Here is a 25,665-nt window from a genome sequence, read left to right on the forward strand (position 1 = left end):
GGCGCTTTGCGCAGATCCGCGTGTACCACCGGCGTGTACCAGCGGGAAGGTCGGCGACGGCATATCGAAGGAACGGGAGGGCTAGGGCAGCAGCTCGCGCAGAACGGCCTCCGTGTCCTCGGGTTCGACGGCGACCCGGACCGGAATTTTGATCCGCTTCGGATGCCGGAGGTTCGTGGCGTGCACCTCGATCTCGACGGCGCCGCCCGACAGGTCGTCGACCGACACGACGACCGGAACGGTCCAGGTCTCCGGTGCGATGCCATGGCGGAACAGCCTGCATTCGAATTCCCACGTGCTGTCGAGCCGCTCGGGCGTCCGCTGCCAATAGAAGACCTCGGGATCCCTGGAGCGCGGAATGAGATCGAGCGGCGAGGTGTCGAAGCGCGTCGGGGCGAATGCGGAGGCTCGGGAAATCAGGTCCGCGTCTAAGGAACGGCCGAGGGCCCTCGATAGAACACCCTCGTGGGGGAAGATGCTCGATCCGAGGGTGCCCCCCAGCAGTCCGGCCCGCGCCAGGGCCGACCCATAGATCTGATCACGCGCGGCCATGCCCGCGAGGGAACCGGCCTTCACGGCCAAGGTCGATGCGGAATTCGGGCTGACGACCGGCTCCGAGCGGAAGACCTTCGTCCAGGCGGGCGGAACGGGGGGCTGCCGGAGCCTCCTGTCGATCGCCGCCTTGGCGAGGCTGAGTACCGGCGCAGGCGGATCGGCGTCGCCGTCCTTTTCCGCGTCGTGACGCAGGAGGAGGGCGCCCTTGGCCTCGATGGACACGATGACGTCCTTCGCCGGTTCGCTGCCGTCGTTCGATATCTCCAGCTCGAAGACGACCTCGAAGGAGCGTTGTTGGAGCTGGCCCGGCAGGGTCTCGATGAGCGTTCGGGCATCGGCGATCCATCCATCGTAGGCGGCGCCGTATTCGGAGATCTCCTGCTCGGTCGGCTCCTTCCAGTCGAACGGCGCGCGAAGGTGAGCCACGGTCAGGCGACCGGGCGTTGCCGGGGGAGGGGCCTCGTAGTCCGGTCCCGGTTTCGTAAATCCGGTCGTCCGGGGGTGACGCTCCTGCAACCCGGCGAGCATTTCCTCGATCCGGTGCTGCGACAGATCCAGATAGGTCGTCGCCGGGATCGTCAGCTTGGACGCGGTGCTGCCGTCGACGGCGATCCGAGCGACGATCGACGGGCCTTGCTCGTTCGCGGCCTTGAGCTGCTTCTCGAGGTGCTGGATCTTCCTTTCCCGATCGTCGGCCTCTTGCGGCAGCTCCCAATCGAACTTCGAGGGGCGGATGGCCGGCAAATTGTGGCGACGAGCCTTGCCGAGCGGTCCGGTATCCGCGGTGATCAAAGCAACGGATTCGTCGGGGTAGGCGGCCTGGAAGGCGAGAACGTCGGCGATGAAGTTGTCGTCCCCGAGACGGGACGTATCGAGATCCTTCGGAGGAGACCATTTCGGCGGCCATTCGAGATGAAGCTCGACCGTGATGCGAGGACCCGCGGCACCGTCGGACCGCAATTCCAACGGCTCGTCCGCCTCGATCATGTCGCCGATCGTCGAAGACCAGCTGCGGGCACGCTTTTGAGCACGACCGCGGAGATCGAACTTCATCTTGTCGATCTCGCGCTGGGTGTTGCTGCAGATCGCGATCCGGACATGCCGATCCTGGGTGACCACCGACCAGTCGATGTCCTGCGGATCCTTGAAGTGCAGGAGGAAGTTCGTGTCCGGAAAATAGATCATGCGGGTGAGCGGATCGATCGACGCTGCTGGCGGCAGCTCGCGTCTACCATGATATGCCGGGGGTGTATGACGCCGCCGTCATCCCGACGGAAACGCCTCTCGATCTCCCGGATGGCGGCTCGGCTGCCGGTTCATCCCCGATCCGTCCTCATTCGAATCTGCGAAAGGGTGAAGCGGGCCGCCGTCAACTCCTCGCACTCGAGAACCTCCCCCGTTTCGGAGGTCCAATTCCGGGTTCGCTTGTCGAAGCCGAAGATCCGCAGCGTCGGATGGTCGGACAAGGCTTCGGTGACGACGCACAGTCGATAGAAGGGCTGTCGGTCGAGATCGAGCATGGCGCCGTACTCGTTGTGGGTGACTTCGCAGCCGAGCTTGCTGCCGTGAACGCCTTTGACTTCGATGCACAGTTCGAGATCGCCTTTCGACGCATCGAGGTCCCACCCCACGCCTTCGACCTCGCGGCTCACCACCCTGTAGCCGAGGTCTTCGTAGTGCTTGCGGACGCGAGCGACGGCCGCCTTCTCGATCCTCTTGCGGAGCTCCGGATCGGCCTGCCGCGCCCAGCCCTTGCCGACGGCCTTCGAAAGCGGCTGGGACTTCGGATCGGCGACGAAGGCACGGACCTGAGCCAGCCATTTCGGATCGGCCGATAGGGCCGGATAGAACGCGGGCGCGTGTCCGGGCCGGCCGGTCGTCATGGGTTGGAAGCTGAAGGTCCGCTCGTCCCGGTGCAGCAAGCGGCAACGATCGGCAGGGGCCGTCGTATTGAACGACTGGTGCGTGGGACCGCTGACCGACGCCTTTCCGCTTCGCTCCTGGACGCGGCGGTAGACGCGCGCGCCTTCATACCAGCCGACGATGAAGCGTCGGCTCTTGATCCCGGGCCAGCTTGCCGTCCAGACCACGGTGGCGCCGTCCAGAAAGTCGTCGTTTCGCGCGGCGCCGAGTTTGGTAATATTGATGGTGGCGTGATTTACAGGTGCATAGCCATACATGACATCATGTTTTACAGCGAAATTATAGATTTCCGGACCAGGACCAACATCGATGTTGTATCCGAACTTTCCGATCGGCGCGTCTCCGCCGATCAGTCCAGCGTAATTCAACATCCAAGGGATATGTAAAATGAGGATAGGTCGATCGGTCATAGCGCTTCCGACTTCGATGGATGCCCCGATTCTATTGGATATCCCTGCTTTTGACGATGAATTTCATTGCTCTCGACGCATGTTTTCCTTGAAGGGCCAATGGAACAACTTCGGGGCGGATGGATCGACGTTTCTCCGGCTTCGTCGGTCCGCTCATTTTTTCGGAACCGGTCGTCACGGGTGGCGCAGGTGCCGCGCTGGGTTCGGCGGAACGAGCCATTCCTTCGCGAGGACGGGTAGCTGCGATCGATGAGGAAGGTCGACCGCACTGCCGAACCACCGCCCCGCTGCCTGTCGGACGAGCGTACGACTCGGGCACGGGAACAGCTTCGCGCCATCTTCGGAACGGACAACCGCAAGCTCGCGCAGAACCGGGTGAGCCTGCGCTCGTTCCTTGTGCAGGACCCCGAGATCGACCAGGCTCTGACGCGCCTGTTCAACAAGCGCTGCGCGTTCTGCGAACAGAGTAGGCCGACACGCGCCTACCGGTTCCGGCCGATCGAGGAGGCGGGCCCATCGTCGGCGGCTCCTCCCGGCGATGCCGATCGTAGTCATCTCTACTACTGCTGGCTCGTGAACTCCTGGCAGAACCTCTATCCGATCTGCGACGATTGCCGCCCGCGCGAGGAGTCGGTCTTTCCGACGCTCCACCAGCGTTGCCCGATACCGAGCCGGACCCAGATCCGTTCGTACGTCGATCGGGCTCCGGCCTCCTGGCCACACCCGATCGACGAAACACCGCTGCTGCTGGATCCGTGCGGAAGCGATACCCTTGCCCGGCACCTGACGGCATTGCCGGGGGGAGAACTGGTGGGATTGAGCTCGCGCGGAGAGTTCACCATCGAGCATTTCTCCCTCAACCGGCAGCAGCTCGTCGAAGAACGGCGGTCCGCCTACTCCTTCCATCTCGATGAACTGGGTTCCATCCTGAGCGGCCGCAGCAGCTTCTCGGATGTTTCCGAGCTGTTCGATCAGGATTTCGGCGGCACCGGGTACATGCTGCTCAGGGAGATCGCCAAGAAGCTCGTCGGAGGGAAGGCGTCTTCGCAGTCCCTTTCGCCCAAGGTCATCGGCCGCTTCTTCGCGAAGCAGTTCAAACTTCCCTCGTTCGACCGGCGGCTGCGCGATGCGTTCGACGAACTCCTGCACGTCCCGGAGCAGGTCCATGTCCGTCGGAAGCGCAGTCGTCGCCCGCTACGCGGCGACGCTCGCCCGGTCGCCTTCACGATCGAGAACTACAAGGCGCTCGAGAAGATCGAGATCAAGCTGCCGGCGCAGTCCGGAACCTCGACAGCCGCCGCGCAGCTCATCGGACGCTACCCTGGATCGGAATTGGCGCCTGCGATCGTCATTCTCGGTGAGAACGCCGCGGGCAAGAGCTCAATCCTGGAAGGAATGGCGCTGGCCTTGAGCGAGCAGGACGCACGGGATGACCTCAAGCTCGTCGCTTCGGACTGCATCCTCAATCCCGAATGGATGGGAGGCCGCGCCGGTCGGCGCCCAGCTGCGTCGCTGAAGGTCCGATACGAGAACGGCGACGAGGCGACGGTCGCCGTCGGCGCCGGTTTCCCGTTCCGGGAAGGACGCGACCTCGCACGGATTCCGGTCTTCGCCTACGGCGCCTTCCGCCTGTTCCGAAAGGTCGACCGGCGAACCCGGCCATCGGCCAGGATCCGATCGCTGTTCGAACTCGACTACGTCCTTCCGAACCCCGAGCCCTGGCTCGTGTCCCTGGCGGAAACTCCGCTTTTCGAGGAGGTCGCCCGTGCCCTGAAGATGATTCTCGCGATCGATCAGGCCGTCGACGTCATCGACATCGATAGGGACAGGCAGGAATGCGCGCTCGTCGTCAGCACCACGGCGGCGGACGGCGGAACGGCGACAATCCGTACGCCGCTCTCCGCGGTTTCGTCCGGGTTCCGGGCGGTTCTCGCCATGACCTGCGACGTGATGCGCGGATTGACCGCTCTTCAGAGCAGCACCGGCACCACCTTGGCGAAGACGCGCGCCGTCGTTCTGATCGACGAGGTCGAGGCGCATCTCCATCCGAGATGGAAGATGCGGATCATCCAGGGGCTGCGGGAGGCTCTGCCCGGTGTGACCTTCATCATGACGACCCACGATCCCCTCTGTCTGCGCGGCCTCGCACCGTCGGAGGTACGGGTCTTCCGCCGCATAAGACGAACAGAACAGTACGGCTTGCCGCCGACCTTCGTCGAGCAACTGGAAGAGCTACCCCCGATGGGCGGCCTGACGGTCGAGCAGCTGCTCACCTCGGATCTCTTCCAGCTTCACACGACCGATGCTCCGGCGCTGGAGGACAGCTTCGCTCGCTTCGGCGACCTGCTGGCCCGGGAACAGGCCGGCGAACTAATTTCCGGCGACGCCGGCGCGGCCCTGCAGCGAGCACGGATGGCGCTCAGGTCTCAGATCGGCGACGCGATACCGGTCGGTTCGACGGAGGTGGAGCGCCTCATCCAGGAAGCGGTCGAACGGTATCTGCTCGATCGCCGGGGGAAGTCCCATTCCGAGCTGACGCGGCTTCGCGATGAAACGCGAGACGCGATCATCGCCGCATTGGGAGACCTTTGATTGCGTCGCGTCGATCGGGCAACCTTCGCTGGGCCAGCCAGTCTGTCGATCCCGGGGCGCACTGGCCCGAGTGAACTCGATGGCGCTCGCGCGCACTACGCTTCCGGAAGGAAAGGCACTTACCCGTTCAGGGCCTACAAGGGCAACGATGTGCGCCATGCCCTGGACGCGCTGTTCCACGGCAAGTGCGCATACTGCGAAAGCCGCTTCGATGTGACCGCCCCGGTTGATATCGAACACTTCCGGCCGAAAGGGGGCGTCGAAGGCCAAGTCCATCCCGGATATTGGTGGCTCGCGGCCGAATGGACCAACCTCCTGCCGAGTTGCATAGACTGCAACCGGAGGCGCTACCAACCTACTCCGTCGGCGTTCGCCAGCCTCAGCGCGGGGCTGGACCAAGCTCGACGCACGGGCTTCACGAGCGTCAAGACGGGCAAGGAAACCAGCTTCCCGATCTCGGCGCTCGGCGTCCGCAGCATCCAGGAACCCGCACCAGGCATGCTGACGGCCGCCCTGGCTGCCGAGCAATGTCTTCTACTCGATCCATGTACGGACGATCCCGGCCGCCATCTGAGCTTTCATATCGATCGGCTCAATCCGCTCGGCATCGTCTATCCCACCGGCGCCGGACCTGTGGTTCTGCCGGAGCCGACGGCCGCCATACCAGATGTCGAACGGGCGGCCCGAGCTGCCGGGCTCAGCGAACGCGGCGCCGTATCCATACAGGTCTACGGTCTCAACAGGCTGGCGCTCGTCCAAGAGCGGACTCGCGTCCTCAGGAAGCTCGAGTTTCTAGGCAAGCTCGTGGTCGAGCTGTCGGCGACCGCCGACGAGTTGGAAGAGATCGAGGTGCCGGACGCGGAACACCACGCGGTCCGAAACAACGCCATTAAGCGCCTCCGTGCGGGCGCGCGGAGGGCAGTCGCCGAAATCAGGAGCCAGTCCGAACCCGATGCGCCGTTCTCCGAAATGGCGAAGGCGTGGATTGCGGTGTTTCTCGCCGAAATGGCTGCTGCGAAGTCCGTGCGTCCTACAACGCCTCCGCCGGAGCCCTCACAGCCCCCGAAGCCTCCGGCATGCAAGCCGCGGGGAGTGCGACGGCTCATTCTGGATTGAAGGAGGATCCGGTACCTTGGGTCCGCGTCGAAGAGCGGTCGAGCGGAGATCCGCACGCCATGTCTCGAACGAACGCGGGCATCAGGCCGCTTCGAGGTGACGCCTCTTCAAACGGTCCGCTGCCGCCGCCGACCGGTCAGAACCGTAGTCGTAGGCGAAGACCGGAGCCGGCGACACCGAAACCGATGCGTCGGTCACGGTGTAGGGCGCCAGCTTGAGGATCTCCGGCAGAAGCACGGAAGCGGGCCAGCGGCCGTAGTTCTCGGCCTTGGTCCGCGCGGCATGGCCCTGGATCGCATCGAGCTTCTGCTCCGACATCCCGACCCGTCTGCCTTCGGTCTTGAATCGGTGCCGCCACGCATGGGAGGGGCCGACATCCTTACCGACGATGCCGAGGCTCCTGACCCATGATCCGATATGGGCGCCGACCGCCTGGTAGCGCGACGCGTTGTGGGCCTCCCGCTGGACGGGGTTGAGCTCTGGATCGAGGTCTGGCTCGTAGAAGAGCGGTCCGGCCGCACAGGCTTCGACGAATTCGAGAAATCCCTGTTCGACCACGTGGGGATGAAGAGGGATCAGCCTCGGCTTCCGATCCTTCACCCGGCCGGCATCCCGGGTGATCCGCAACGCCCAGACCCCGTCGTCGAAGACGACGTCCTCAGCCCGGAGCTGTGTGATTTCGTTCACGCGGCTGCCGGTATAGGCGCAGAGCCAGGGCACCCATCGCCGGGCGGCCCTATGCAACGGCGACACATCGTCGGGCTGCACGCGCAGACTCGCAGACAGGATGAGGCAGGCCTCCCTATCGTCGAACTCCCGCATGTTCCGGTTCCGGCCGGCGGGCACCTTCACCTTCAGGTCGCGGCTCGGATTCTCCTTGAGCTTCCGTCGGGCGACGAGCCAGCCGTAAACGGCCTTGACCGCCGCCAGATAGACATCGCGAACGGTCACGGCCTCGGGCTTCCTGCCCTTCCCGGCGTCCTTGCCTTCGAGCAGGTGGTCGAGCCATCCCGCGATCGTATCGGCGTCGATCAAGGCGAGGTCGTCGCGTCCCACGTAGCGCACCAGGCTTGCGAAGACCGGAGACCACCGCTTTCTCGTGGCTGGCGACAGCTCGGACGCGGCGGCGTAGGCCGTGAACGACGCCTGAGCGCGGAGGACCGGCTTAATGGCCGCGTGGCGTGGAAACCGGCCGGCCTCGGGATCCGGACGGAAGTCGCCGCCTGCCCAGTAGAAAGGTAGTGCCGACGCCTGAACGACGGCCTCCGCGCATTGCCGTTCGATCGCCCTGCGTGTCCGGGCATCGACGATGAGACCTCGCTCCTCAAGATAGGAATCGATGTGGCGGCCGATGTCGTGGTCGAAATGCTCTCGCTCGCTTTCGTGGAGATCGCCTTTCAGTAGCTTTCCACACATGCTCGTCAAATGATAAAAATAGTGAAGCGAGATACCTTTTCCCGTTAAAGCCAGTTTTGTTATCTTGTCGTACAAATGGCCGCCGATGGTCGCGATTTCCAATACATCAAGTTTTCGATAACCTTGCCTGAGATTGTTCCATTTTTCTTTGTACTTAAGATGAATTTCATTGTAGGCTAACTGAGCTTTGTGCATGTCTTTAGTGCGAAGGCTGATCTTTACGTGATCGCGTCCTACGAGTTCGACTAGATCCTTCGGCACGCGGCGGCGATAGTACAGCACCTCGCTATCGGGATGGGGCCAGGGCTTGAGCGGCTCTTCGTCGTACATTGTCTTCGATCCGGCGATCAGGCCGCGATCATCGCTTGCGGTTCGTAATCATTCGGTGTCCGGCGCCTACGGAGTGTTCGCGCCTAGCCTCTGTCGGCACACGATCCGCGAGTGCGCAAGCGGGGGCCAACGCTGGGTCGGGGTTCGACCGATGCGTTCTGAACGCCGATCCGGAGGTCGCCGAAGGCGTCCTTTCGGTGAAGCTGACGGATGGAGAGACCGGCGGCCTGTTCGGCTTCCCGTTCGACTAGACTCGCTGCCCGTGCCCGATCGTCGGCCGTTTCCATCTTGAGCTCACGGCGACCGATTCGATGGTGTCTGGCGGAGGCGCCTCGGGCATCCGCCGATGGGGATGGCCGCCTTCAACGCGAGCCCGGACAGCAGCGGGGACGCGGCGGCCAGATGGCTTGCGAAATCCTGATGTCCACGCCTCCTGCGGCGCTGCGAGGCCCGGGGAAGCCCCGGGGCGGCAAGCTTGCCGACAGCACTCGAAGACCGGCGCCACGAGATGTCCATTGGACCAACATGTCCAAGTGGCACCGAACGCCCGGGCGGATTGGCTGAAGTCCGCCTCACGCGTCCACACAGGTTCGATCAGCCGATTAGTTCGGCGCCAGCCTATTCGATCAGGGGTTCTTCGCGAACCAATCCGCTCGCTTCATCACGTCTTCGCAGTAGGGCGAATGAGGTCCGTGCTGTCCGTTGTAGGCGGATACCGCGTAACGAAGCGCGGTAGGCGGATCGATCCCCTGGCCTACGAAACGATCGATGTTCTGCCTGAGGAGATTGCAGCCGTACTTGATGTTCTTGTCCGCGTCGTACCACTCGCCGGTCTTCGCGAAGTCATGCGAGTACCAGTCGATCTGCATCAAACCGCGGCCCCAACCCTTTCCGTCGGTAGGCATGGAATGCCCCCACTTCGCAGGATCTCGCGGCGTCCAGTCGCCCGTGCCCGTCGGGCCGACCGGGCGCAAGATCAGGCCCCACTGCGACTCCTTGGACCCGATGGCCAGTACCACGGAAAGATCCAGCTGGCTCTCCCGGCACGCCTCGCCGATCGAAGTCCAATAGTTCGCCTTCGCAGTCTGAAGGTCCCGCTTCAACGCCCATTCCGGGTAGGGCACCGCAGCCGCGAAGACCTGGGCAGCAGCAACCTCGTCGAGCATCGTATGTAGCTCGAGCGCGGTCGATCTCGGCCCGGGAACGGAACTCTCCGCCACGCCTCCCGGAGGCTTCGGCGATGGTTGACTGCTGATCACGATCTTGACGCCCGTCGTGGGCGCGACCGAAAATTCGAAATAGTTGATCCCACCCGGGAAGAAGCCACCGAACTTGGTGTCGCCGGCGGCCACCAGCTCCTTGATCTTGTCCATCGCCTTATCGAAGGCCTCGGACGCCTGCGTGGCGCTGTCGACCGGCTCGGCCGTTTCGACGAGTGCCTTGTCGAGCAGCACCCCGGCATTCGGCATCACCGCCTCTGCAAATTCGTGGTCTTCGAGGGCCGCCACCGCAAAGTCGCTTTCGGTGACGCTCATGAGAAATTCGACTTCGTCCTTCGTAAAGGCCGGATCCCAATGGATGTTATCGGGCACATGACAATGCCCGTAGTGGCCACCCTTGGTGTTCCAGTTGGGAACACTCCTATTGTGATGCCCGGGATCGTTGCCGTCCTTGGGCGGATCCGGGTACCCGCTCGGCCATTGCTTCGGAACATCGTGGGTTTCTTCGATCCAACGACACAGTCGGCCCGCATTCTTCAGGGCGTCGCGATCCTTGTCGCGTCCAGCGAAACCAACGAGTTCGTATTGGATCGCCGAGCTCTTGTTGGTCTGCACGTTACCGGGATGTTTCAACGCGCGGGCGGCGACCGATGTATCGAGGTGCTGATAGATGTGTGTTGCATCGACGGTAAAGTGCGGGATCTTGTGATCCTGATTGTATTTGTCGAACGCGCTCTGGGCCGTGGAACCCTCTGTCGTGTGGTGAACGACCTTGAACGGGTCGTCGTTGTACTTTCCGCCCGACCACGGCAAAGGTTTCCAAACTGCGAAGGGACATATCGCCATTGAAATTTCCGCCCTGGTCGTTCTTGATTTCTGTTTATTTTATTCGATCATGCAAGTTCATGTCAATGATGTCTGTATTTCAATATGACGAAATGTTTTCTATCCTTCTCGTGCCATGAGAGTTTAAATAATTTTGAGCTCATTGTGAATAATCGGAGCTGCCGAAAGTCTAATTTTGATTCCGGCAGAGCAACAGGTCGACATTAATCGAATTCTAACGTCATTTCTTCTTCGCAACAGACCCGCAGGTCGCAGTTCAGCTTTCAGCCAGGACAGCTTGGCAACTTTGTTCAGGATTCACGCAAGCGGACCCTTGGAGCTTCCGGACATGGTCGGGAGCGGGGGCGGCGGCGACGTCTGCTTCCAAGCTTCGTCAGTCGAAGACGGACCGGCGGAAGGCCGCCCTAGTCGCGGGCCAGAATGACCGGATTGGAGGCATAGCCGTCGTCGGCCGATCGGAGTGTTCCAGGAGGACGTGGCGTCCGCGGTTTCTCAGAAGCTCTCGACCCAGGGCCTGACTTCGATCTCCCACGACCAGGCGCTTCGATGCTGGCGGAGCAGATCGACGTAGGTTCGGGCGATCGCATCAGGATCGAGTGTGCTGTCTGGACGATCGGCAGAATCCGTCCGGCCTGCAGGCCGGACACGTCCATCGACGACGGCATGCGCGACATTCATCCCTTTCGGAGCCAGCTCGCGCGCTGCGCTCTGCGCCACCCCGCGCAGCGCGAACTTGCCCATTGCGAACGGGGACGACAGCGCGAAGCCCTTCACGCCGGCCGTGGCTCCGGTCAGCAGGATCGCGCCTTTGGCGGCCGGGATCATGCGCTTGGCTGCCTGCTGGACGGAGTAGAAGGCACCGAGCGCCGTGACGCCCACGGCCCGCTCCGCCTCTTTGGGATCGAGTTCCACGATGGGGCCTCGTACCCGGCCGCTGGCGTTCTAGACCACGACCTCGGGCGCTCCGATCCGTGCCTCGGTCTCGCCAAGATCCCTCCGGAGATCCGGATTGGGGGGCGGTGCCCGTCCGACGCGCCATCATATGGAGACCGTCCCCGAAGACGCCGACGGTACCTGGCTCATTCGGGCTCGGGAAGTTGAGCCATGCGTCCACGATGCTGCTCCGCGATCTCGTCGAGCGAAACAGGTCGGAAATTCCATGCGTCCACGCCTACGTCGCTGCTCGACGGCGTTCCCGGCAGGCTGCCGTGACTATGTCCGTAGAGGGACCAGGATCCGCGGCCCGACTGGTTCCATGCCCGAAGTCCGTAATGGAAGAGCACGATCAGGCGGCCGTCGATCCGTAGCTCCGCGTAATGCTGGACCGAGGCCCACGGCAGCTCGAGGGTATGCTTCCGATCGTGGTTGCCAAGCACGAGATGGACCGCTCGACCGCGCAGGCTCGAGAAGATCTCGCGCATCCGGTTCGGGCCGCATCGATGAGCGAAGTCTCCGAGGTGCCAGACCTCGTCGTTCGATCCGACGACCGAGTTCCACCGTTCGACGAGCGCCTCGTCCATTTCCTCTACGGATGAATACGGCCGACCGCAGAAGCGGATGATGTTCGTATGGCCGAAATGGTGATCGGACGTGAACCAGATCGTCATCGGTATTCGCCGTCGGAGCCATCGTCGACTCGACTTCGAACCCCGAAATATACCTTTTTCGGATAACATGGAACTCGGCTTAATCGGCCGGCTGGCTAATCCTCGCAGCCGCCGGCGCCCCGATGCCCAAGACGCTATACTCCGGCCGGCACAAGGTGCTGGTCGAATGTCTGGTCGCGTATCGCAAGCGCGCGGGCATGACTCAGACCGAGCTCGCAAAACGTCTCGGTCTCTTTCAATCGAAGATCGCGGTGATGGAGGCTGGCGGACGGCGCATCGATCTCATCGAACTGCTGACGATCGCCGACATCCTCGAGTTCGACATCGATGAACTGATCGGCAAGGTGAGAGCGGCGGCGGACTAGGTCACCGACTCGTAAGCCCGCAACCAGATGCGTGTGGCAGCGAGCTTGACGAGGTGAGGTAGTTGGAGGCGTGCTTCTCGTAGCGTGTGGCCACGGCTCTGAAGTGCTTGAGTTTGTTGAAGAAGCGGTCGACGAGGTTCCTGTGGCGGTACAGGAAGGGGCTGAAGGCCGGCTTGCTCACCCGCCGCGTGACGGGCTTGACGTTGGCCCAGGCGCCTCGATCGGCCAGAGCCCGGCGCAGAGCGTCGCTGTCGTAGGCTCGGTCGGCGATGAGCGTCTGGCCAGGCCCGAGGCCCAGCATGGGTGCGGCGCTGCGGCCGTCCTGCGCCTGACCTTCTGAGAGCGTGACGGCGATCGGCAGACCGTCGGCGTCAACGAGCGCGTGGATCTTGGTGGTCAGGCCGCCTCGCGAGCGCCCCATGCACTGGGCTCGAGCGTGGTCCCGAGCGGTGGCAGGCGTGGCGTGCGGACCCCCTTTTTGACGTTGCCGCCGTGCTGATGAACCCGAACGGACGAGGAGTCGATCATCTCCAGGTCGCCGTCGTAGGCGGCGTCGCCGTCGTAGGCGGCCGAGACCGCCGCGAAGACGCGGCCCCAGACGCCGATCTTGGCCCAGCGCCGGAAGCGGTTGGCGTAGGTTGTTGGAGAGCCGTAGCGCTCCGGGATGTCGGCCCATGGAGAGCCTGTCTTCAGCCGCCAGTAGATGCCGTTCAGCACCCGCCGATCGTCCGCCCGAGGCACCCCGCGCGGCTTGTTCGGCGACAACGGCTGAATAATCGACCACTCGAAGTCGCTCAGCTCGTAGCGGCGCGGCGTGCTCATCCCCGCTCCTCCAAGAGCCTTGAATCAGCACTCGATCCATGCCGCCATATATTTATCAGTTCGTAACCTAGCACTTCTCCTTCGAAGGAGGCGGGAAGTGCTTTTCCAGCTCGGGCAGGATCACGGCCATGCGGGTCGCGATCATGACCCTCTCCTCTTTGAACTCGACGCTGATGCCGGCGAGCCGCTGCGTCGGCTCGTTCGTCCCGGCCGCGGTCTCCGGAGTGCTCGCCTTGCCGCAATCGATCATTGCCCCGCCGCTCATCCCGATCGGCTTTTTGGCGTTCTCGACGAAGCCGTCGACGTCCTTCCACTTGTCGCCGTACGGGATGAAGATGTGGTTCTCCCCGCCGTTGGGCAGGCCGCGAGCGACCTCCTCGTCGAGCCGGTAGGTGTTCGTGTAGCGCAGCATCTCCGGGTGGAGCTTCCTGGCCTTCCGCTCGGGCCAACTAACCTTGTTCATCGTGTTCGGGAAGCCGATGGCGGTGTAGAGGCGCCCCTGCTCGTAGGGGGCGTGCCGAGCCATGTCGGCGACCCCGATGTAGGTGCCGCCGAGCTTTTCGATCAGTGCCGGAGGCAGAGCGCAGAACGCGATGTCGTAGCGGTCGAGCTTCCGCAGGTAGTTGGGCGCGGCGCTGACGGCGAAGTCGGCGTCGATCAATTCCAGGTTTGCGCCGCCGCCAACGTAGAGGCTGGTGGGGCGGTTGCCAGAATTATTGTCGATCACGTGCGCCGCGGTGATCATCACCTTCGTCCCGTGCACGTCCAGGAGCACCGCCGACCCGATGTGGACCGGATCGCTGCGGTCGTTCGCTCCGTAGATCGGCTGCACGGCCAACGCGAACTTGGCCGCCGCGCGTGAGGCGTGCTCCTCGTTCCGCTCGCGCATCAGGGTGTTGAGGTCGGCTTGGATCGCCGGGGGTGTGCTCGTGCTCATCCCTGCCAGATAGGGATCCGACCGACCTCCTGCACGGGTCATGAGTTCGTGACCTAGGTCGCATCTCGGGACTTCAGGATCCGAGTCCACCATGGACGGTCCAGGTCCGACGGGTCATCTCGTCGTAGCCGTCGACGGGAGAGGCCAATCCGTCAGGCGCCAGCACGTACCGGAAGCCGGCAGGGCCCGCATCGTCGGGACAGAAGATGGGCGGCAACGAAGGCAGAACGAACGGTGGCAGGCCATCCCAATGCCGGGCTTTCGTCCTCAGTATTCTTGAGATCTGCTCGAGCAGAGGCTCGGCGATCTCTTCGGCCAACATCAGAGGCGGCACGAGTTCCCCTCTCGGCCAGCGGCAGAACGTCGGATCCGAGCCCGTCAAAAGCCAACGGTCTCCGTATCGGAAGCGCAGGAACTCCTGACTCTCGTACTCCGAGAAGGGGCCGGGGCTGCCCAGCAGCCTGTCGAGGCAACCATAGAGGACGGGAGCATCGATCAGATTGAAGACGGCCCGGTAGTTGGCGATCGCGAGGCGTGCACCGACTGTCGTAGCGACTGGGGAGCCGCCGCCGGCCGGCGTCCCGCCGGAGCCGCCCGGACTGGTTGCGACCGCGGTTTCGACGATGTGGCCGAGACCGCCCCGAACGCCCGGCGCGGCACCGAGGCATACGGCATAGCCGTGGAAGATCTTGCCCGCGCCGGGCACCGTCACCGCTCCGACATGCGGGTCGACCTGGTTTCGATAGCCCCGGTCCGCGATCCCCTTCACATCGCCCGCCGTGACGCTTGAGGCGTTGGTTGCTTTCGCTTCGGCCAGCACGACGCCGTGTCCACCGGTCGCCGGCCCGTCGTAGATGAAGTCGCCGAGCCGCCCCGCGAGTCCGGGAAGCAGCTCGGACGAGAGATCCAGCCAGGCGTAACCCATCTTCGCCATGCAGAGGTCGGCGAAGCCTCCGCCGAGGCGCCCGGTCAGTCCGGTCCTCTCGAAGTCCGCGATCGCCTCGAAATCGGAAGAGAGATCGAAGGAAGAGCCGGCATCGTCGACCAGATTGCCGAGGAGGGCCGCAGAACTCGTCACGAGGGCTGCCGAGACCGCCGGTGCCACGCGGCGGATGGCGGCACATTTTGCCATGGAGGCGAACAGGGCCGACGGAACGAAGTCGATCGTGCTCGGAGGGGAGGGCGGCGCGTAGCCGGTGATCGGAGTACGGGATTTGCTGAGCCGGTCGTTCGTGGTCGGTATGGCCGAAACGGTCTTCTTCGACGTGGTCCAGGGCGGCGCCATGGCAGCTCTCCCCGCTGGTCGGTCGGCGACATCGCCGATTCCAGACCTTGCGATGCTACCGCATTGCGTAGGGGAGGGATCAATCTCTTCGCGAAACCACTGCACGAACGGGCGACACGCGGCATGATCGCGCGACGGCCATCCGTCGAATCATGCGGTGGGACCAATGCCGAAGAACATCGTGGTTCTGATCGACGGAACCGGTAACGACGTCGCCTCGGACGCAACCAACGTACTTCGGCTGGCGCGGATGCTGCCGGAGAGCGACCAGCAGAAGTTCGTCTACGATCCAGGTGTCGGCACCCAGGGTGCCCCTACGAGGGATCTCGTGGGGAGGCAGTTGTTCGTCACCACGGTCGACCTGGGCTTCGGCAGCGGGGTCTACGACAAGATTGCGACCGGCTATCGGGCGATCATCGACCGCTACGAGCCGGGGGACAGGCTCTACCTGTTCGGGTTCAGCCGAGGCGCATACGTCGCCCGGGCGCTCGCCGGCCTGATCGGCAAGATCGGGATTCTGGAGCGCGGACGCGACAACCTCGTCCCCTACGCGGTCAAACTCTACGCGGCGCCCACAAACATCGGCGTGTCGAAAACCTTCACGAAAACCTTCTGCGACCGCTCGGCCGACATCCGGTTTCTCGGGCTCTGGGATACCGTGAAGTCGGTATTCAGCGTGGACCTGACGACGAAGCGGCTCACGAGCGTCTCGTTGCCTCGGACCTTCGTGAACAGGTCGGTCTCGGTCGTCCGCCATGCGGTTGCGATCGACGAGCGCCGTCGGTTCTTCAGACCGAACCTGTGGAGCGAAGCCCCGACGGTCGGAACCGCGACCGACGCGAAGCAGGTCTGGTTCGCCGGCGTCCACAGCGACGTCGGCGGCGGATACCCCATCCAGCACAATGCCCTCTCGTCGATTTCGCTTGGGTGGATGGTGCGGGAGGCGATCGAGCATGGCCTTCTGGTCGACGAGATCAGAAGGGCTCGCGTTCTGAAATCGGTGGCGGGACCAGTATCCAAACCACCCCACCTCGCAGCCATGAACGACTCCCTGGTCGGCCGATGGCGATACGCGGAATACTTTCCGAAGCAGGGCCGACCCGGACCGGACGGGGCGGGTCGGACCGGCTGGTACCTCCCGAAGGGCGAGCGCCGCTTCATCCACGAAGGTGCTTTGATCCATCGGAGCGTGATCGATCGGATGACGGGTGGCATCGGGTACGATCCTGGAAATCTGCCGGGAGCCTACGACGTCGTGGAGTGACGCGACCCGAGCCTTCGGCCGCTTGGCGGTCGTTGCGCGTCCCGGTAATGTCTCCCGGGATGCGGGCGGAGGCCTCGTCATGGTCCGTCCGGGTCCCGCGGCGATGCTTCCGCATCGCGAAGCTCGGCACGATGCCTCACGCCGCGAGACCGAGGCCGAATGTACATCCGCAGCCTCAAAGTGCGCGATCTCCGGGCGGTAGCCTCGGCCCGTCTCGAACTGCTTCATCCTGGCAGAGTCGACGGAAGGTCCGGCGCGGACGGGACGTTGCCGAGGCCACGCTTCGACAACGTCAATCTGATCCTCGGCGTGAACGGTGCCGGCAAGAGCACCTTGCTCGACGGCATCGCCCTGGGCGTCCTCTCGCCCATCATCGCGCAGGCCGGCTTCCGCCCGCACTTCCTGATCCGCCGCGGCCCCCTGGAGAAGCATGCGGATCGGGCAACGCTGGACATCGACATGGTGGTCCATCGCCAGGACGGACTGAAGAAGGGGTCCGAGGCACGTCGTCGGGTCGCAACCTCCGTCGAACGCCGGGGCGATGTGGAGCGCATCGTCGGATACGACGACAGCCATCCGATCTGGGAGGGCATGTTCAGCGAGGAGTCGCCCGCATTTCTCATCGTCGGCTACGGCGCGACGAGGCGTGTCGAGAGCTCGGCGAACGTCGATACGGCTGCGCGGAGCAGGGCGCGCCAGCTTCGCTACGAACGCGTCGCATCCCTCTTCGAGGAACAGTTCACCCTACGGCCCCTGACCAGCTGGCTGCCCGAATGGAGCAGCCGGAATCCAGGCCGGCACAAGCAGGTCGTCAACCTGATCAATCGACTGTCCGGCGAAGACGTGCGCTTCACCGGCGTTCTCGAACGTGGCGAGTACGTCTTCCGCACCAAGAGGACGGACGTCCCGTTCAGCGCCCTGTCCGACGGCTACAAGGCCTTCATCGGCTGGGTAGGAGACCTTCTCTATCACGTGTGCATGGGCTGCCCGAAAGGCATGAAGCTCGTCGACAACAAGGGCGTCGTCCTCGTCGACGAGATCGACCTGCACATCCACCCGAAGTGGCAGAGGACCATCATCCCGACGCTCGCCCGGGCGCTGCCGAACATGCAGTTCGTCTTCACGTCCCACAGCCCTCTCGTCGTCGGCACGCTGGAGCGGGCGAACATTCATCTCATCGAGACGAACAGGCTCGGACGTCCCGTGCTCCGGAGACCGGACGAGGAGATATACGGCCTCTCCGCCGATCAGATCCTGCGGTCGGACGTCTTCGGCCTCGAGTCGACGCGGGACCCCTCTTTCAAGGCCCATCTCGATGCGTTGTCGGGCGAAGCCGCGATCGGAGACCGCGAGGCCGCCATGACCTTCATGCGGCAGGTCGCCCAGGGGCAGGGCGCCGCGCTCCCGGAGGAGCCCTCCGAGCCACCCGAATGGGTAAGGCGCCTCGCCGCCAGGAGCACCTGAGGGCACGCCGCGAGATGATCCGCTACGAAACGGCCGAAGCCGAGGAGGTCGGAAGGCGTGTCGACGCGCTCGTGCCGAACTGGCGCGCCCGCGCAGCAAAGGCCACGCAACAGATGGCCGCTCAGCAGAAGTTCTCGGGGGACGGCCCTTCCTGGAGCGATGTGAAGCCGGTCTACATGCGTTTCCAGCACAACAAGTGCATCTTCTGCGAACGCCCCCTTGCCGGCGAGGTCGCCGGGAAGGTCGAGCAGGATGTCGAGCATTTCCGTCCGAAGAACGCGTTGAAGCCCTGGCCGCCCAAACAGCCGAAGGGGCAGCCCGCCCCCTACGTGTTCGGGACCGGCGCTGCGGGTGCCGGCTACTACTGGCTCGCCTACGAGCTCACGAACTATGCCGCATCCTGCAAGCCCTGCAATTCGACCAGAAAGGCGAACTACTTTCCGATCGCATCGGGCAACCGCGGTGGCGCTGGCCAGGACGTCGCCGCCCTCAACGCCGGAGAGCAGCCGTTTCTCCCATATCCTCTCGGCACGGTCGACGTGGATCCTGAGACGCTGATCGCGTTCGACGGCATCGTCGCCAAGCCCATCGCGGCCGACGGACCCGACCACCGCCGCGCGCTCGTCACGATCGACTTCTTCGGCCTCAATACGCGTGAGGAGCTCTGGGCCGACAGGTTCAGAACGATCAGCGACCTATGGACCAAGCTGGAACTGATCGAGACCTCATCGGATGCGCGGCGGGTCGAGACCGCGACGCGCGGCGTCGAAGACGTTCTGTCGGACGCCGCCCCTCAGGCGTCGTGCGCGCGGTCGTTCTACCGCCTCTACAAATCGGACCCGATTGCCGCCTACGATACGTATCTCGTCGCAGAGCGCTTCTGGCGGTCGAAGCTCCGTCCCGCCGAATCCTGAAACGACGACCCATGGTGCGGATGGCCCGACGCTCGTCGCGCTCCGAAGCGGGCAGCACCGTTCACCTGCGCTCCGATGGGCACGGCCACTCCGCGCTGAAGGCCTCGTAGGCGACTCCTGCGGCGGACAGGGGACGTGTCTCCGGCCTGGCCTCGATGAACTTCACGACGACGCCGATCGCAGCGTCGTAGGTCGATCCCGCCGGCTCGCAGAATTGCATCACCCGCTTGTACGTCTCCATCGAGCCCGTCACGTGAAAGGCCTGCAGGCGTGCGCCGTCGACGATGCCTCGAAGGTAGGAGGGGCAGAGCCACTGGCCGATCCGATCCCAATCTGCCGAGGTGCGGTCGTGGCAAATGTCGTACAGACGGCCGGCCGTGAGGCCCTCCGCGCGGACGGATCCGAGGCTTCCACTGCTCGCAACGAGAATGGCCGCGGCCGCCGCAATCCAGCGGGTGTCGAATTTGCCGTTCAATCCGTCCTCCGTCCGTCCATCCCACTCCTTACATGAAGGAGCGGCGAGACCGGCCTAAGGAATGGGACGATACGACTTCGAAGGCATCGGCCCGCGCGCGAACGTTGCTTCGTGAAGGAGCCGGATTGACGGCAGTGGCGTTTCGCGGTCCCTTCGATGAAGGCATAAATGTCTTCGACGGCCCAACCCAGGCGCCGCCCGGCAGGTGTGGAATGGGCGAGGACCTGGATCGTCTTCGGTTACGGATCGACGACGAAGCGGCTGTCGCGATGCAGGTTCGCGCAGCCAGGTCGCTTCTGTCCTGGTCCCAGGCGGATCTCGCGGCACGGGCCGGTGTGGCCACCCGAAGCGTCGCGGACCTGGAAACGCAGACCACGCGTCCGCGGCGCGAAACGCTGACGAAGCTCAAATCCGTGCTGATCGACGCGGGCATCCGCTTCATACGCAGCGATGGTGTCCTAGGCGTCACGATCACCGAGATCGCCGCGGGGCGGACCGACTGTTCGAAATCCGTCTAAATCACGCCGAAGACCAGCTTCGGTCGCCACGGTTGCAGTCGTGGAAAAGGTTCGCTCGGTCGAAATGCCGGCATCCAGCCGATGCGAATTCGCGCTTCTTGGCGAAGTTGGGGAAAACCTCGCAACACAATTGACTATCTGCATCAAAAACGCATTTCTGTTCATATTCGAAGGTCGAGCCTGACCGCGACGTGCGAAAGGCGACGCTTCGACAACACTCCTCGCCCGCCCACCTTGCATCGCCGGGCGTGGAGAGCCGGTCACGGAAGTCATCGGTTCGTCCGGCCCAGCGCCGGACCCCACGCGCGTCTCGGCGGCTAATCCCCGGCGACGCGTCGCAGCCCCGAATCTCAGAACCTTGATTGCCGCCGTCGTAACGGCGGCTCGGGAGTGCGTGCGATGCTACGATCGAATGCCAGGCTCGGCACGTCGATGCCGAAGCGACACTCTCCTCGCGAATGCCGGGCGATCCGACTTCGATCGGAGCGAAGACATCTCGCGCATCATCTCGAGGTGGTACTGGCGGCGCGACGGGACGTCGAGCGGTTCAGCTTTCGTGGGCTCGGCCACCTCGGAGCCTACGCCGCACTCGAGCCGGAAGGCCTCGCCCACGCGACCGTCGTCGGCGCCTCGGGCACGGTGACGATCCTCGCGGCGACGCGGCGGGTGCTCAAGATCGCCTCGCTGCGCTCCCGGCTTTTCGCTCTGCGTCGCCTCGCCGAGGCCTGTGGCCAGCGGGTCGTGATCGCCACACCGCAAGGTCTGCGAAACGAGATCGGACGGCGCCGGATCGGCGGCCGTCCGACATCGGCCGCGAGGTAGCGGCCATGGACGCCAGATCGGATGACGGCGTGGTCGTCGACTTCGCCGATGCCAAGCATCGCCGCAGCGCCTCTCCCGCAAGTAGTCGGAGCGTCGCTTTCATCGCCCAGGACCTGTTCCGAGGAACTGGGATGATGGAGACCGCTGGACATGCCTCGGAGCCGATCGAGATTCGGCTCGACCACCTCTGCGGCCTGACCGACGCGACGGTCTCGCGGCTGGCGGCGCTCGCGGCGGTCGGAACATTGTCGCCGGCATCGGCAGCCCGTCTTGCGCTCCGCCACGCCGAGGAGACGCGAGCGACCGGGGCCTCACGTCGATCCGAGCTACCTGCGGTGATCGACCGAACGGATCTCGTCGTGTCCGGACACCCCTGGGGCCCGTTCGCCCTCCGCCTCGGCCCTTCGTCCTCGGGCGCCTGGATCGGCTACGCCGCCTCCGAGAACGTCGACCGAATGGTCGAGATCTGTCCATGCATGCGAGGTGTCGTCTGTCTTCTGCTCGGACGAGACCATCGGGATCGCACCACCGTCCGGATCCTGAAGTCGAGCCGCTGGCGTACCGTCCTGGCGTCGCGAGCCGCTCTGCAGGCCAAGGGAGGAACCCGGGAGATCCTGATCCTCGGAGGCCTTCCATTCTCCGGGCCGGCCCGATCGCTCGCCATCGCCGAGATCGGGAGCGCTCTGGTACGGGCATCCAACACGAAGCTGCTTGCAGGTTCGGCCGTCGGCAATGCGACGACCATCCGCCGTCTCGGGTGCACGCCGGCGACGAGGGACATCTTCGTCTTCATGGAGATCGCAGTTCCCGGCCTCGTCGATATCGGCGGCCATCCCGGGGGGCTCGTCGCATGAGCGCGGCAGCCCCCGACTCCAACGCCGGCAGGCCGGCCGCCGCGGATGATCGGAGCCGAAAGGCGACGATGCGAAGGTTGCTCACACTCCTGCGATACCGCAGACGTCCGGCGGCAGTTGTCGACGATCCGGCGCGCTCCGTCATCGGACCGCACGTGTCCACTCTCGAGATCGCCCTGGCCGTCCTCTTGGCCGATGCGATCGCCACCACGCCCGGTCTGTTCGACCGCCTTCTCTGGGAAAGTCCCGTCGTCATCGTCACGGCGCCCGACGGCGAAGCGGAGGGGGTCGCCACGCTCCTGAAGGCCTGCTTCTCGGCAGGCAGGCCGCCCCTCGTTCCGCCGGCCGAGCGCGCCCGCGCGAGGCGGAACGGAATTGATCCTTCCGCGAAGCTCTCGGCCAGAATTGCAAAGGCCTTCGGTGAACGTCCGCCGTCGAGCAGCATGGACCTGGAGTTGATCGCCCGGACCTCGGTTCGCAATCCGACGACCCTCTTCGGCGTCTGTCGGCCCGGTACGGAAACGTGGCTTCCTGAACTTCTGCGCCGCCTTTGCGAACACCGCCTGACCCTCGGAGCTTTCGATCCGCTCGCTCTGGCCGTGGCTGTCGAGGCAGCGACGGGATGCCGCCTCGAAAAGCTTCCGAGCGCGGAGTTTGCCGCACGGGTCAGGCCCGACGACTTCGATCTGGCGGTCCATCCCTCTCGGGGTGCGGAGGGATCGCTTGCCCGGCTCGAGGCCATCCTGAAGCCGCGGAGGAGCGACGTGTCCGGCCCCCGGCTCTCGGAGCTGCCCGGCTACGGAGCCGCGGGCGAGTGGGGCGTCCAGCTCGCGAAGGATCTACGGGCCTATCGGGACGGTGCCCTGCCTTGGCGGGACCTCGACCCCGCGGCCCTCCTCTTCGGCCCTGCGGGAACCGGCAAATCGCTCTTCGCGCGCTCACTTGCCCGCGAAGCCGAACTTCCGTTCCTCTCGGGATCGCTGGCCCAGTGGCAAAGCGTCGGAGAGGCCCATCTCGGAACGACCTTGAAGGCCATGCGCGAGTTCTTCGCGGCAGCCAGACGACTCGCGCCGGCCGTAGCCCTGGTCGACGAACTGGATAGCTTCGGGGACAGGGCGACCTTCCTGGAGCATCACAAGAGCTATTCGATCCAGATCGTGAACGGTCTGCTCGAGTGCTTGGACAGCGGAAGCGGGCACGAGGGCATCGTGCTCATCGGGACGACGAACTACCCCTCGAGCATCGATCCCGCGATCCTCAGATCGGGACGTTTCGACCGGCAGATCGAAATCGGTCTTCCCGACCCGGAAGGCCTCGCCGGCATCCTACGCCACCATCTCGGATCCGACCTTGCCGGAGCCGATCTGGGCGAAGCTTCACGGCGCGCGGTCGGCGCGACAGGGGCCGACTGCGCCGCCTGGGTTCGTCGCGCCCGTGCGACGGCCCGCAGGGCAGGCAGGGCCATCGATTTTGCGGATCTCCTCGAGCAGATCGGGAGCGGCACGGAGGCATCCGTCGAATTCGACCGCCGAATCGCTCTGCACGAGGCTGGTCACGCGGTGGCGAGCTACGTGCTGGGCTACCCGGTCCGCGAGGTGAGGCTCGGCAGCAATGCCGCGACGGGACTGGGAAAGACTGAGATCTCGCTTGCGACGAGACACAGCACGCGCCCCGTGTTGGAGGATCTCCTCGTCTGCAAGCTCGCGGGCCGCTGCGCCGAGATCCTGTGCCTGGGCGAGGCGTCGGCCGGTTCGGTCACCGATCTTGCCGACGCCACGAGGATCGCCTGGAACATGAACTTCGAGTTCGGACTCGGGGCGCGGCTCGCTTCGGCCGATCTGCTGCCTCCCGATCCCTACGAGCGGAACGTGGTCGAGGTCGCGCTTTCCCGAGCCTCCGAGAAGGCAACCGCTGTCCTCCAGGACCGGAGGGATCAGCTCGAGGCGATCGCCGATCACCTCTTGAGGAGGCGTTGGCTGAGCTTTGCCGAAATCGAGCAGGTTCTCGACGGGGTCTCGGCCCCAGGTCCGGGCGGCATGTCCGAAACGGAACGCGAATCGGCCGAGTCGCGGCCGATTCCGGTGCCGACGATTTCAAATCGTCTGCAATCTGAGGGAGTTGACGACATGCCATAGACCACTGCTTGACTCGAAGCTCTGCTCGTTGGATGCGTAATAGGCGCCAGTCGAACGGCGCCTACAGAAAGGTCTCAGACAATGATGTTTGATCATCGCATCCGCGAGCAACAACAACTCCCTCTGCAAATCCGGTCGAACCGGATCGATGGAACCGTTTCAATGCTGAATTATACCGTAGATTCGCTCTCTCGGTACGACGGCTATTGCGCCGTGGTGGCCGATACGGGCTTCTTAGAGGAATCCCATCATGAAATTCGACAGCGCAAGATACTTTGACGACACCTACTCCCTCACGACAGACGAACCTTTCGACTCCATCCTGGAGAATGCCGCGCTTCCGCGGCCGATACCCAAGAGCGTAGGCTCCAGATACCCTTTCATGACTACGGCGATCTTCGTGGGCCACGGGCCGCTTGGATCCGCCATCGACGCACTGGGCGGCCCGGAAGCGTTGGTCAGCCTCTGCGGCATGTACTTGTACTGGATCGGAGCGCGTCAGCCCGAGGCCGGCAGGATCTACTTGGAAAGCACGACGTCATCGGCTGCCCTGGCCTCCCAGGACGCTTGGATGCGCATGCTCGAGGACATGGAATTCGGGCGGTTCCGGATCATCGTCTTCCCAAATCTCGAATGTCTTTTCGAGCACATCCCGGACGCCTACAAGTTCAATAAATACTGCAAGCAGTACGAAGTCGAGATCCACACGATGGACCGAGGTCCAACGTCGGATATGGACTTCGCGATGTATCAGTACGTGAGCCGCGAGGACCTTCTACGCCGCTCGCAGTGGTCCAAATCTCCAGCAATCTCTTCCGAAATCCGCCCGTCCGAGGCGGGACGTCCTTTGATCAACATTCCCCAGTTGGAAACGATCATTGGTCTCGCGCTCGATCCTGCCGCCGGATCGCCCTGGATGATCCTTCCGTCGGAGGACGAACGGCGGCTAGTCCTAGCCGACGAGTTCGACGCCCGAGTGTCGATCGACGGACGCAGCCTCGAAACCGGACTTTTGCGCGCCTGCAGCGACGCGCTGGACGAAGCCGAGGCAAATGACGAACCGTCGGCCTTTCCCGGGCCGCCCGCGGAAGTCACCGACCGACGCGATATCGCCCGCCGCCGCCTGCGCTCGGAAATCAACTCCGCATCGCGCGATATCGCAACCTTCGGCAGCCTGGGATGGCTGGAATGGGACGCTGTCACGACCATTCGGCAGAGCCTTTCCGCCATCGAGCTGATATCCGACGGACCTGCACGTCATCGGCTGCGTCTCTCCTTCCAGCCGGGTCTCGCTCTTCCGGATACGATCGTTCCCGGAGCCATCGCGATGGACATCGTGTCCCGCACGCAGGCGTCGTCCTTCCAGGACGGTGACCCGGTACTGCCTCCTCTGCGCCCGATGAGACCGCGGGCCGCGAGATCTTCCCGCCAAATCTAGTCGTCTGCGTCGAGGGTGATCGCATCGCGAGAGCGCTCGACGCCTGGCCTGACCAACCCTCTCGGAAGCTGCCGTCGATCCGGCGTCGGCTTCCGGTGTCGACCTCCCGCGCTTCGGGAGGTTCGGACGGCGCCTCGACGGTGCCGCTGCCCGTCGGGCTTCCCCGAACAGCACTACGCGCCGACGCGGTCGAAATCTCGCGGGCGACGGAACCCAGATCCGAAGATCTTCCGCAGCCGTCGCGCTGCGGAAACGGGCATCCGCGCCATGAGAAGTCAGCAGACCCAGACATCGCGACCGCGCAAACGGCCCCTGGTCAAGACCGAAGGCGAACAACCGAAATCGAGACCTTGCCTT

The 25,665-nt window shown here is 64.2% G+C and carries 19 protein-coding genes and 2 pseudogenes; 11 read left to right on the top strand and 10 right to left on the bottom strand.

The features are described 5' to 3' along the window. Positions 1 to 81: 81 nt before the first annotated feature. A complete protein-coding gene (locus GGR33_RS16960; protein WP_183507340.1) occupies positions 82 to 1,740 on the bottom strand; it encodes a PIN domain-containing protein in 1,659 nt (552 codons plus the stop codon). Between the two features lie 131 nt (positions 1,741 to 1,871). Then, on the bottom strand, positions 1,872 to 2,888 hold the full coding sequence (locus GGR33_RS16965; RefSeq protein WP_183507342.1) for a protein NO VEIN domain-containing protein: 1,017 nt from the start codon (positions 2,886 to 2,888) through the stop codon (positions 1,872 to 1,874). 249 nt (positions 2,889 to 3,137) lie between these two features. Between GGR33_RS16965 and GGR33_RS16970 the strand changes: the two genes are divergently transcribed. Then, positions 3,138 to 5,480 carry an AAA family ATPase gene (locus tag GGR33_RS16970; protein ID WP_183507344.1) on the top strand — a complete coding sequence of 781 codons (2,343 nt, stop codon included), beginning with the start codon at positions 3,138 to 3,140 and terminating at the stop codon, positions 5,478 to 5,480. Beyond that, a complete protein-coding gene (locus GGR33_RS16975) occupies positions 5,481 to 6,596 on the top strand; it encodes an HNH endonuclease family protein (protein WP_183507346.1) in 1,116 nt (371 codons plus the stop codon). A gap of 81 nt (positions 6,597 to 6,677) precedes the next feature. Here GGR33_RS16975 and GGR33_RS16980 read toward each other — a convergent pair whose 3' ends face one another. The 4 genes and pseudogenes from GGR33_RS16980 to GGR33_RS16995 all read right to left on the bottom strand — a co-directional run bounded on the left by GGR33_RS16980 (position 6,678) and on the right by GGR33_RS16995 (position 12,084). Next, positions 6,678 to 8,342, bottom strand: a complete 1,665-nt coding sequence (locus tag GGR33_RS16980) for a DUF6538 domain-containing protein (RefSeq protein ID WP_183507348.1) — start codon at positions 8,340 to 8,342, stop codon at positions 6,678 to 6,680. A gap of 626 nt (positions 8,343 to 8,968) precedes the next feature. Beyond that, on the bottom strand, positions 8,969 to 10,408 hold the full coding sequence (locus GGR33_RS16985; RefSeq protein WP_183507350.1) for a transglycosylase SLT domain-containing protein: 1,440 nt from the start codon (positions 10,406 to 10,408) through the stop codon (positions 8,969 to 8,971). Between the two features lie 492 nt (positions 10,409 to 10,900). Further along, positions 10,901 to 11,392 (bottom strand): annotated as a pseudogene (locus GGR33_RS16990) (SDR family NAD(P)-dependent oxidoreductase); the annotation flags it as partial. A gap of 95 nt (positions 11,393 to 11,487) precedes the next feature. Continuing rightward, positions 11,488 to 12,084 (bottom strand): metallophosphoesterase family protein, encoded by a 597-nt coding sequence (locus GGR33_RS16995; protein WP_343068553.1) that lies wholly within the window; start codon positions 12,082 to 12,084, stop codon positions 11,488 to 11,490. Between the two features lie 53 nt (positions 12,085 to 12,137). Here GGR33_RS16995 and GGR33_RS17000 point away from each other — a divergent pair, with 53 nt between their 5' ends. Then, complete coding sequence (locus GGR33_RS17000; protein WP_183507354.1) at positions 12,138 to 12,380, top strand: helix-turn-helix domain-containing protein; 243 nt, start codon at positions 12,138 to 12,140, stop codon at positions 12,378 to 12,380. Here the strand turns inward: GGR33_RS17000 and GGR33_RS17005 are convergent. The 3 genes and pseudogenes from GGR33_RS17005 to GGR33_RS17015 form a co-directional block, all read right to left on the bottom strand. Continuing rightward, positions 12,377 to 13,202 (bottom strand): annotated as a pseudogene (locus tag GGR33_RS17005) (IS5 family transposase). The gene GGR33_RS17000 and the pseudogene GGR33_RS17005 overlap by 4 nt on opposite strands. A 67-nt stretch (positions 13,203 to 13,269) precedes the next feature. Continuing rightward, positions 13,270 to 14,139: a trypsin-like serine peptidase gene (locus GGR33_RS17010; RefSeq protein WP_183507356.1), complete on the bottom strand. Its 870-nt coding sequence runs from the start codon at positions 14,137 to 14,139 to the stop codon at positions 13,270 to 13,272. A 73-nt stretch (positions 14,140 to 14,212) separates the two neighbouring features. Next, on the bottom strand, positions 14,213 to 15,424 hold the full coding sequence (locus GGR33_RS17015) for a hypothetical protein (protein ID WP_183507358.1): 1,212 nt from the start codon (positions 15,422 to 15,424) through the stop codon (positions 14,213 to 14,215). Positions 15,425 to 15,590: 166 nt separating this feature from the next. On the opposite strand from GGR33_RS17015, the gene GGR33_RS17020 reads away from it, so the two are divergent. The 3 genes from GGR33_RS17020 to GGR33_RS17030 all read left to right on the top strand — a co-directional run bounded on the left by GGR33_RS17020 (position 15,591) and on the right by GGR33_RS17030 (position 19,066). Continuing rightward, complete coding sequence (locus GGR33_RS17020) at positions 15,591 to 16,688, top strand: DUF2235 domain-containing protein (protein ID WP_183507359.1); 1,098 nt, start codon at positions 15,591 to 15,593, stop codon at positions 16,686 to 16,688. 267 nt (positions 16,689 to 16,955) lie between these two features. Continuing rightward, positions 16,956 to 18,152 carry an AAA family ATPase gene (locus GGR33_RS17025; RefSeq protein WP_246413202.1) on the top strand — a complete coding sequence of 399 codons (1,197 nt, stop codon included), beginning with the start codon at positions 16,956 to 16,958 and terminating at the stop codon, positions 18,150 to 18,152. Next, complete coding sequence (locus GGR33_RS17030; protein WP_246413203.1) at positions 18,119 to 19,066, top strand: HNH endonuclease family protein; 948 nt, start codon at positions 18,119 to 18,121, stop codon at positions 19,064 to 19,066. The genes GGR33_RS17025 and GGR33_RS17030 overlap by 34 nt, the downstream gene beginning before the upstream one ends. A 61-nt stretch (positions 19,067 to 19,127) precedes the next feature. On the opposite strand, the gene GGR33_RS17035 is transcribed toward GGR33_RS17030, so the two are convergent. Continuing rightward, a complete protein-coding gene (locus GGR33_RS17035; RefSeq protein ID WP_183507363.1) occupies positions 19,128 to 19,541 on the bottom strand; it encodes a Rap1a/Tai family immunity protein in 414 nt (137 codons plus the stop codon). 212 nt (positions 19,542 to 19,753) lie between these two features. Here GGR33_RS17035 and GGR33_RS17040 point away from each other — a divergent pair, with 212 nt between their 5' ends. The 5 genes from GGR33_RS17040 (at position 19,754) to GGR33_RS17060 (ending at position 25,308) form a co-directional block, all read left to right on the top strand. Continuing rightward, complete coding sequence (locus GGR33_RS17040; RefSeq protein ID WP_246413204.1) at positions 19,754 to 20,059, top strand: helix-turn-helix domain-containing protein; 306 nt, start codon at positions 19,754 to 19,756, stop codon at positions 20,057 to 20,059. Between the two features lie 432 nt (positions 20,060 to 20,491). Continuing rightward, entirely contained in the window at positions 20,492 to 20,881 is a 390-nt protein-coding gene (locus GGR33_RS17045) for a hypothetical protein (protein WP_183507365.1), read from the top strand. Between the two features lie 5 nt (positions 20,882 to 20,886). Continuing rightward, positions 20,887 to 21,735 (top strand): hypothetical protein, encoded by an 849-nt coding sequence (locus GGR33_RS17050; RefSeq protein WP_183507367.1) that lies wholly within the window; start codon positions 20,887 to 20,889, stop codon positions 21,733 to 21,735. Positions 21,736 to 21,890: 155 nt separating this feature from the next. After that, positions 21,891 to 23,870: an AAA family ATPase gene (locus GGR33_RS17055; RefSeq protein WP_183507369.1), complete on the top strand. Its 1,980-nt coding sequence runs from the start codon at positions 21,891 to 21,893 to the stop codon at positions 23,868 to 23,870. Between the two features lie 250 nt (positions 23,871 to 24,120). Then, positions 24,121 to 25,308, top strand: coding sequence for a hypothetical protein (locus tag GGR33_RS17060; RefSeq protein ID WP_183507371.1), 1,188 nt, complete (start codon positions 24,121 to 24,123; stop codon positions 25,306 to 25,308). The last annotated feature ends 357 nt before the right edge of the window (positions 25,309 to 25,665 follow it).

The organism is Methylobacterium brachythecii, assembly GCF_014196345.1.
GTDB lineage: Bacteria > Pseudomonadota > Alphaproteobacteria > Rhizobiales > Beijerinckiaceae > Methylobacterium > Methylobacterium brachythecii.

What these genes read in the sequence shown, in the direction of transcription:
- GGR33_RS16985 (WP_183507350.1), bottom strand. Translation starts at nt 10,408, where the DNA reads ATGGCGATATGTCCCTTCGCAGTTTGGAAACCTTTGCCGTGGTCGGGC.
- GGR33_RS17060 (WP_183507371.1), top strand. Translation starts at nt 24,121, where the DNA reads ATGAAATTCGACAGCGCAAGATACTTTGACGACACCTACTCCCTCACG.
- GGR33_RS16970 (WP_183507344.1), top strand. Translation starts at nt 3,138, where the DNA reads ATGAGGAAGGTCGACCGCACTGCCGAACCACCGCCCCGCTGCCTGTCG.
- GGR33_RS17020 (WP_183507359.1), top strand. Translation starts at nt 15,591, where the DNA reads ATGCCGAAGAACATCGTGGTTCTGATCGACGGAACCGGTAACGACGTC.
- GGR33_RS17040 (WP_246413204.1), top strand. Translation starts at nt 19,754, where the DNA reads ATGGGCGAGGACCTGGATCGTCTTCGGTTACGGATCGACGACGAAGCG.
- GGR33_RS16960 (WP_183507340.1), bottom strand. Translation starts at nt 1,740, where the DNA reads ATGATCTATTTTCCGGACACGAACTTCCTCCTGCACTTCAAGGATCCG.
- GGR33_RS16965 (WP_183507342.1), bottom strand. Translation starts at nt 2,888, where the DNA reads ATGACCGATCGACCTATCCTCATTTTACATATCCCTTGGATGTTGAAT.
- GGR33_RS17045 (WP_183507365.1), top strand. Translation starts at nt 20,492, where the DNA reads ATGCCGAAGCGACACTCTCCTCGCGAATGCCGGGCGATCCGACTTCGA.
- GGR33_RS17015 (WP_183507358.1), bottom strand. Translation starts at nt 15,424, where the DNA reads ATGGCGCCGCCCTGGACCACGTCGAAGAAGACCGTTTCGGCCATACCG.
- GGR33_RS16995 (WP_343068553.1), bottom strand. Translation starts at nt 12,084, where the DNA reads ATGTTATCCGAAAAAGGTATATTTCGGGGTTCGAAGTCGAGTCGACGA.
- GGR33_RS17030 (WP_246413203.1), top strand. Translation starts at nt 18,119, where the DNA reads ATGGGTAAGGCGCCTCGCCGCCAGGAGCACCTGAGGGCACGCCGCGAG.
- GGR33_RS17000 (WP_183507354.1), top strand. Translation starts at nt 12,138, where the DNA reads ATGCCCAAGACGCTATACTCCGGCCGGCACAAGGTGCTGGTCGAATGT.
- GGR33_RS16980 (WP_183507348.1), bottom strand. Translation starts at nt 8,342, where the DNA reads ATGTACGACGAAGAGCCGCTCAAGCCCTGGCCCCATCCCGATAGCGAG.
- GGR33_RS17010 (WP_183507356.1), bottom strand. Translation starts at nt 14,139, where the DNA reads ATGAGCACGAGCACACCCCCGGCGATCCAAGCCGACCTCAACACCCTG.
- GGR33_RS17050 (WP_183507367.1), top strand. Translation starts at nt 20,887, where the DNA reads ATGGACGCCAGATCGGATGACGGCGTGGTCGTCGACTTCGCCGATGCC.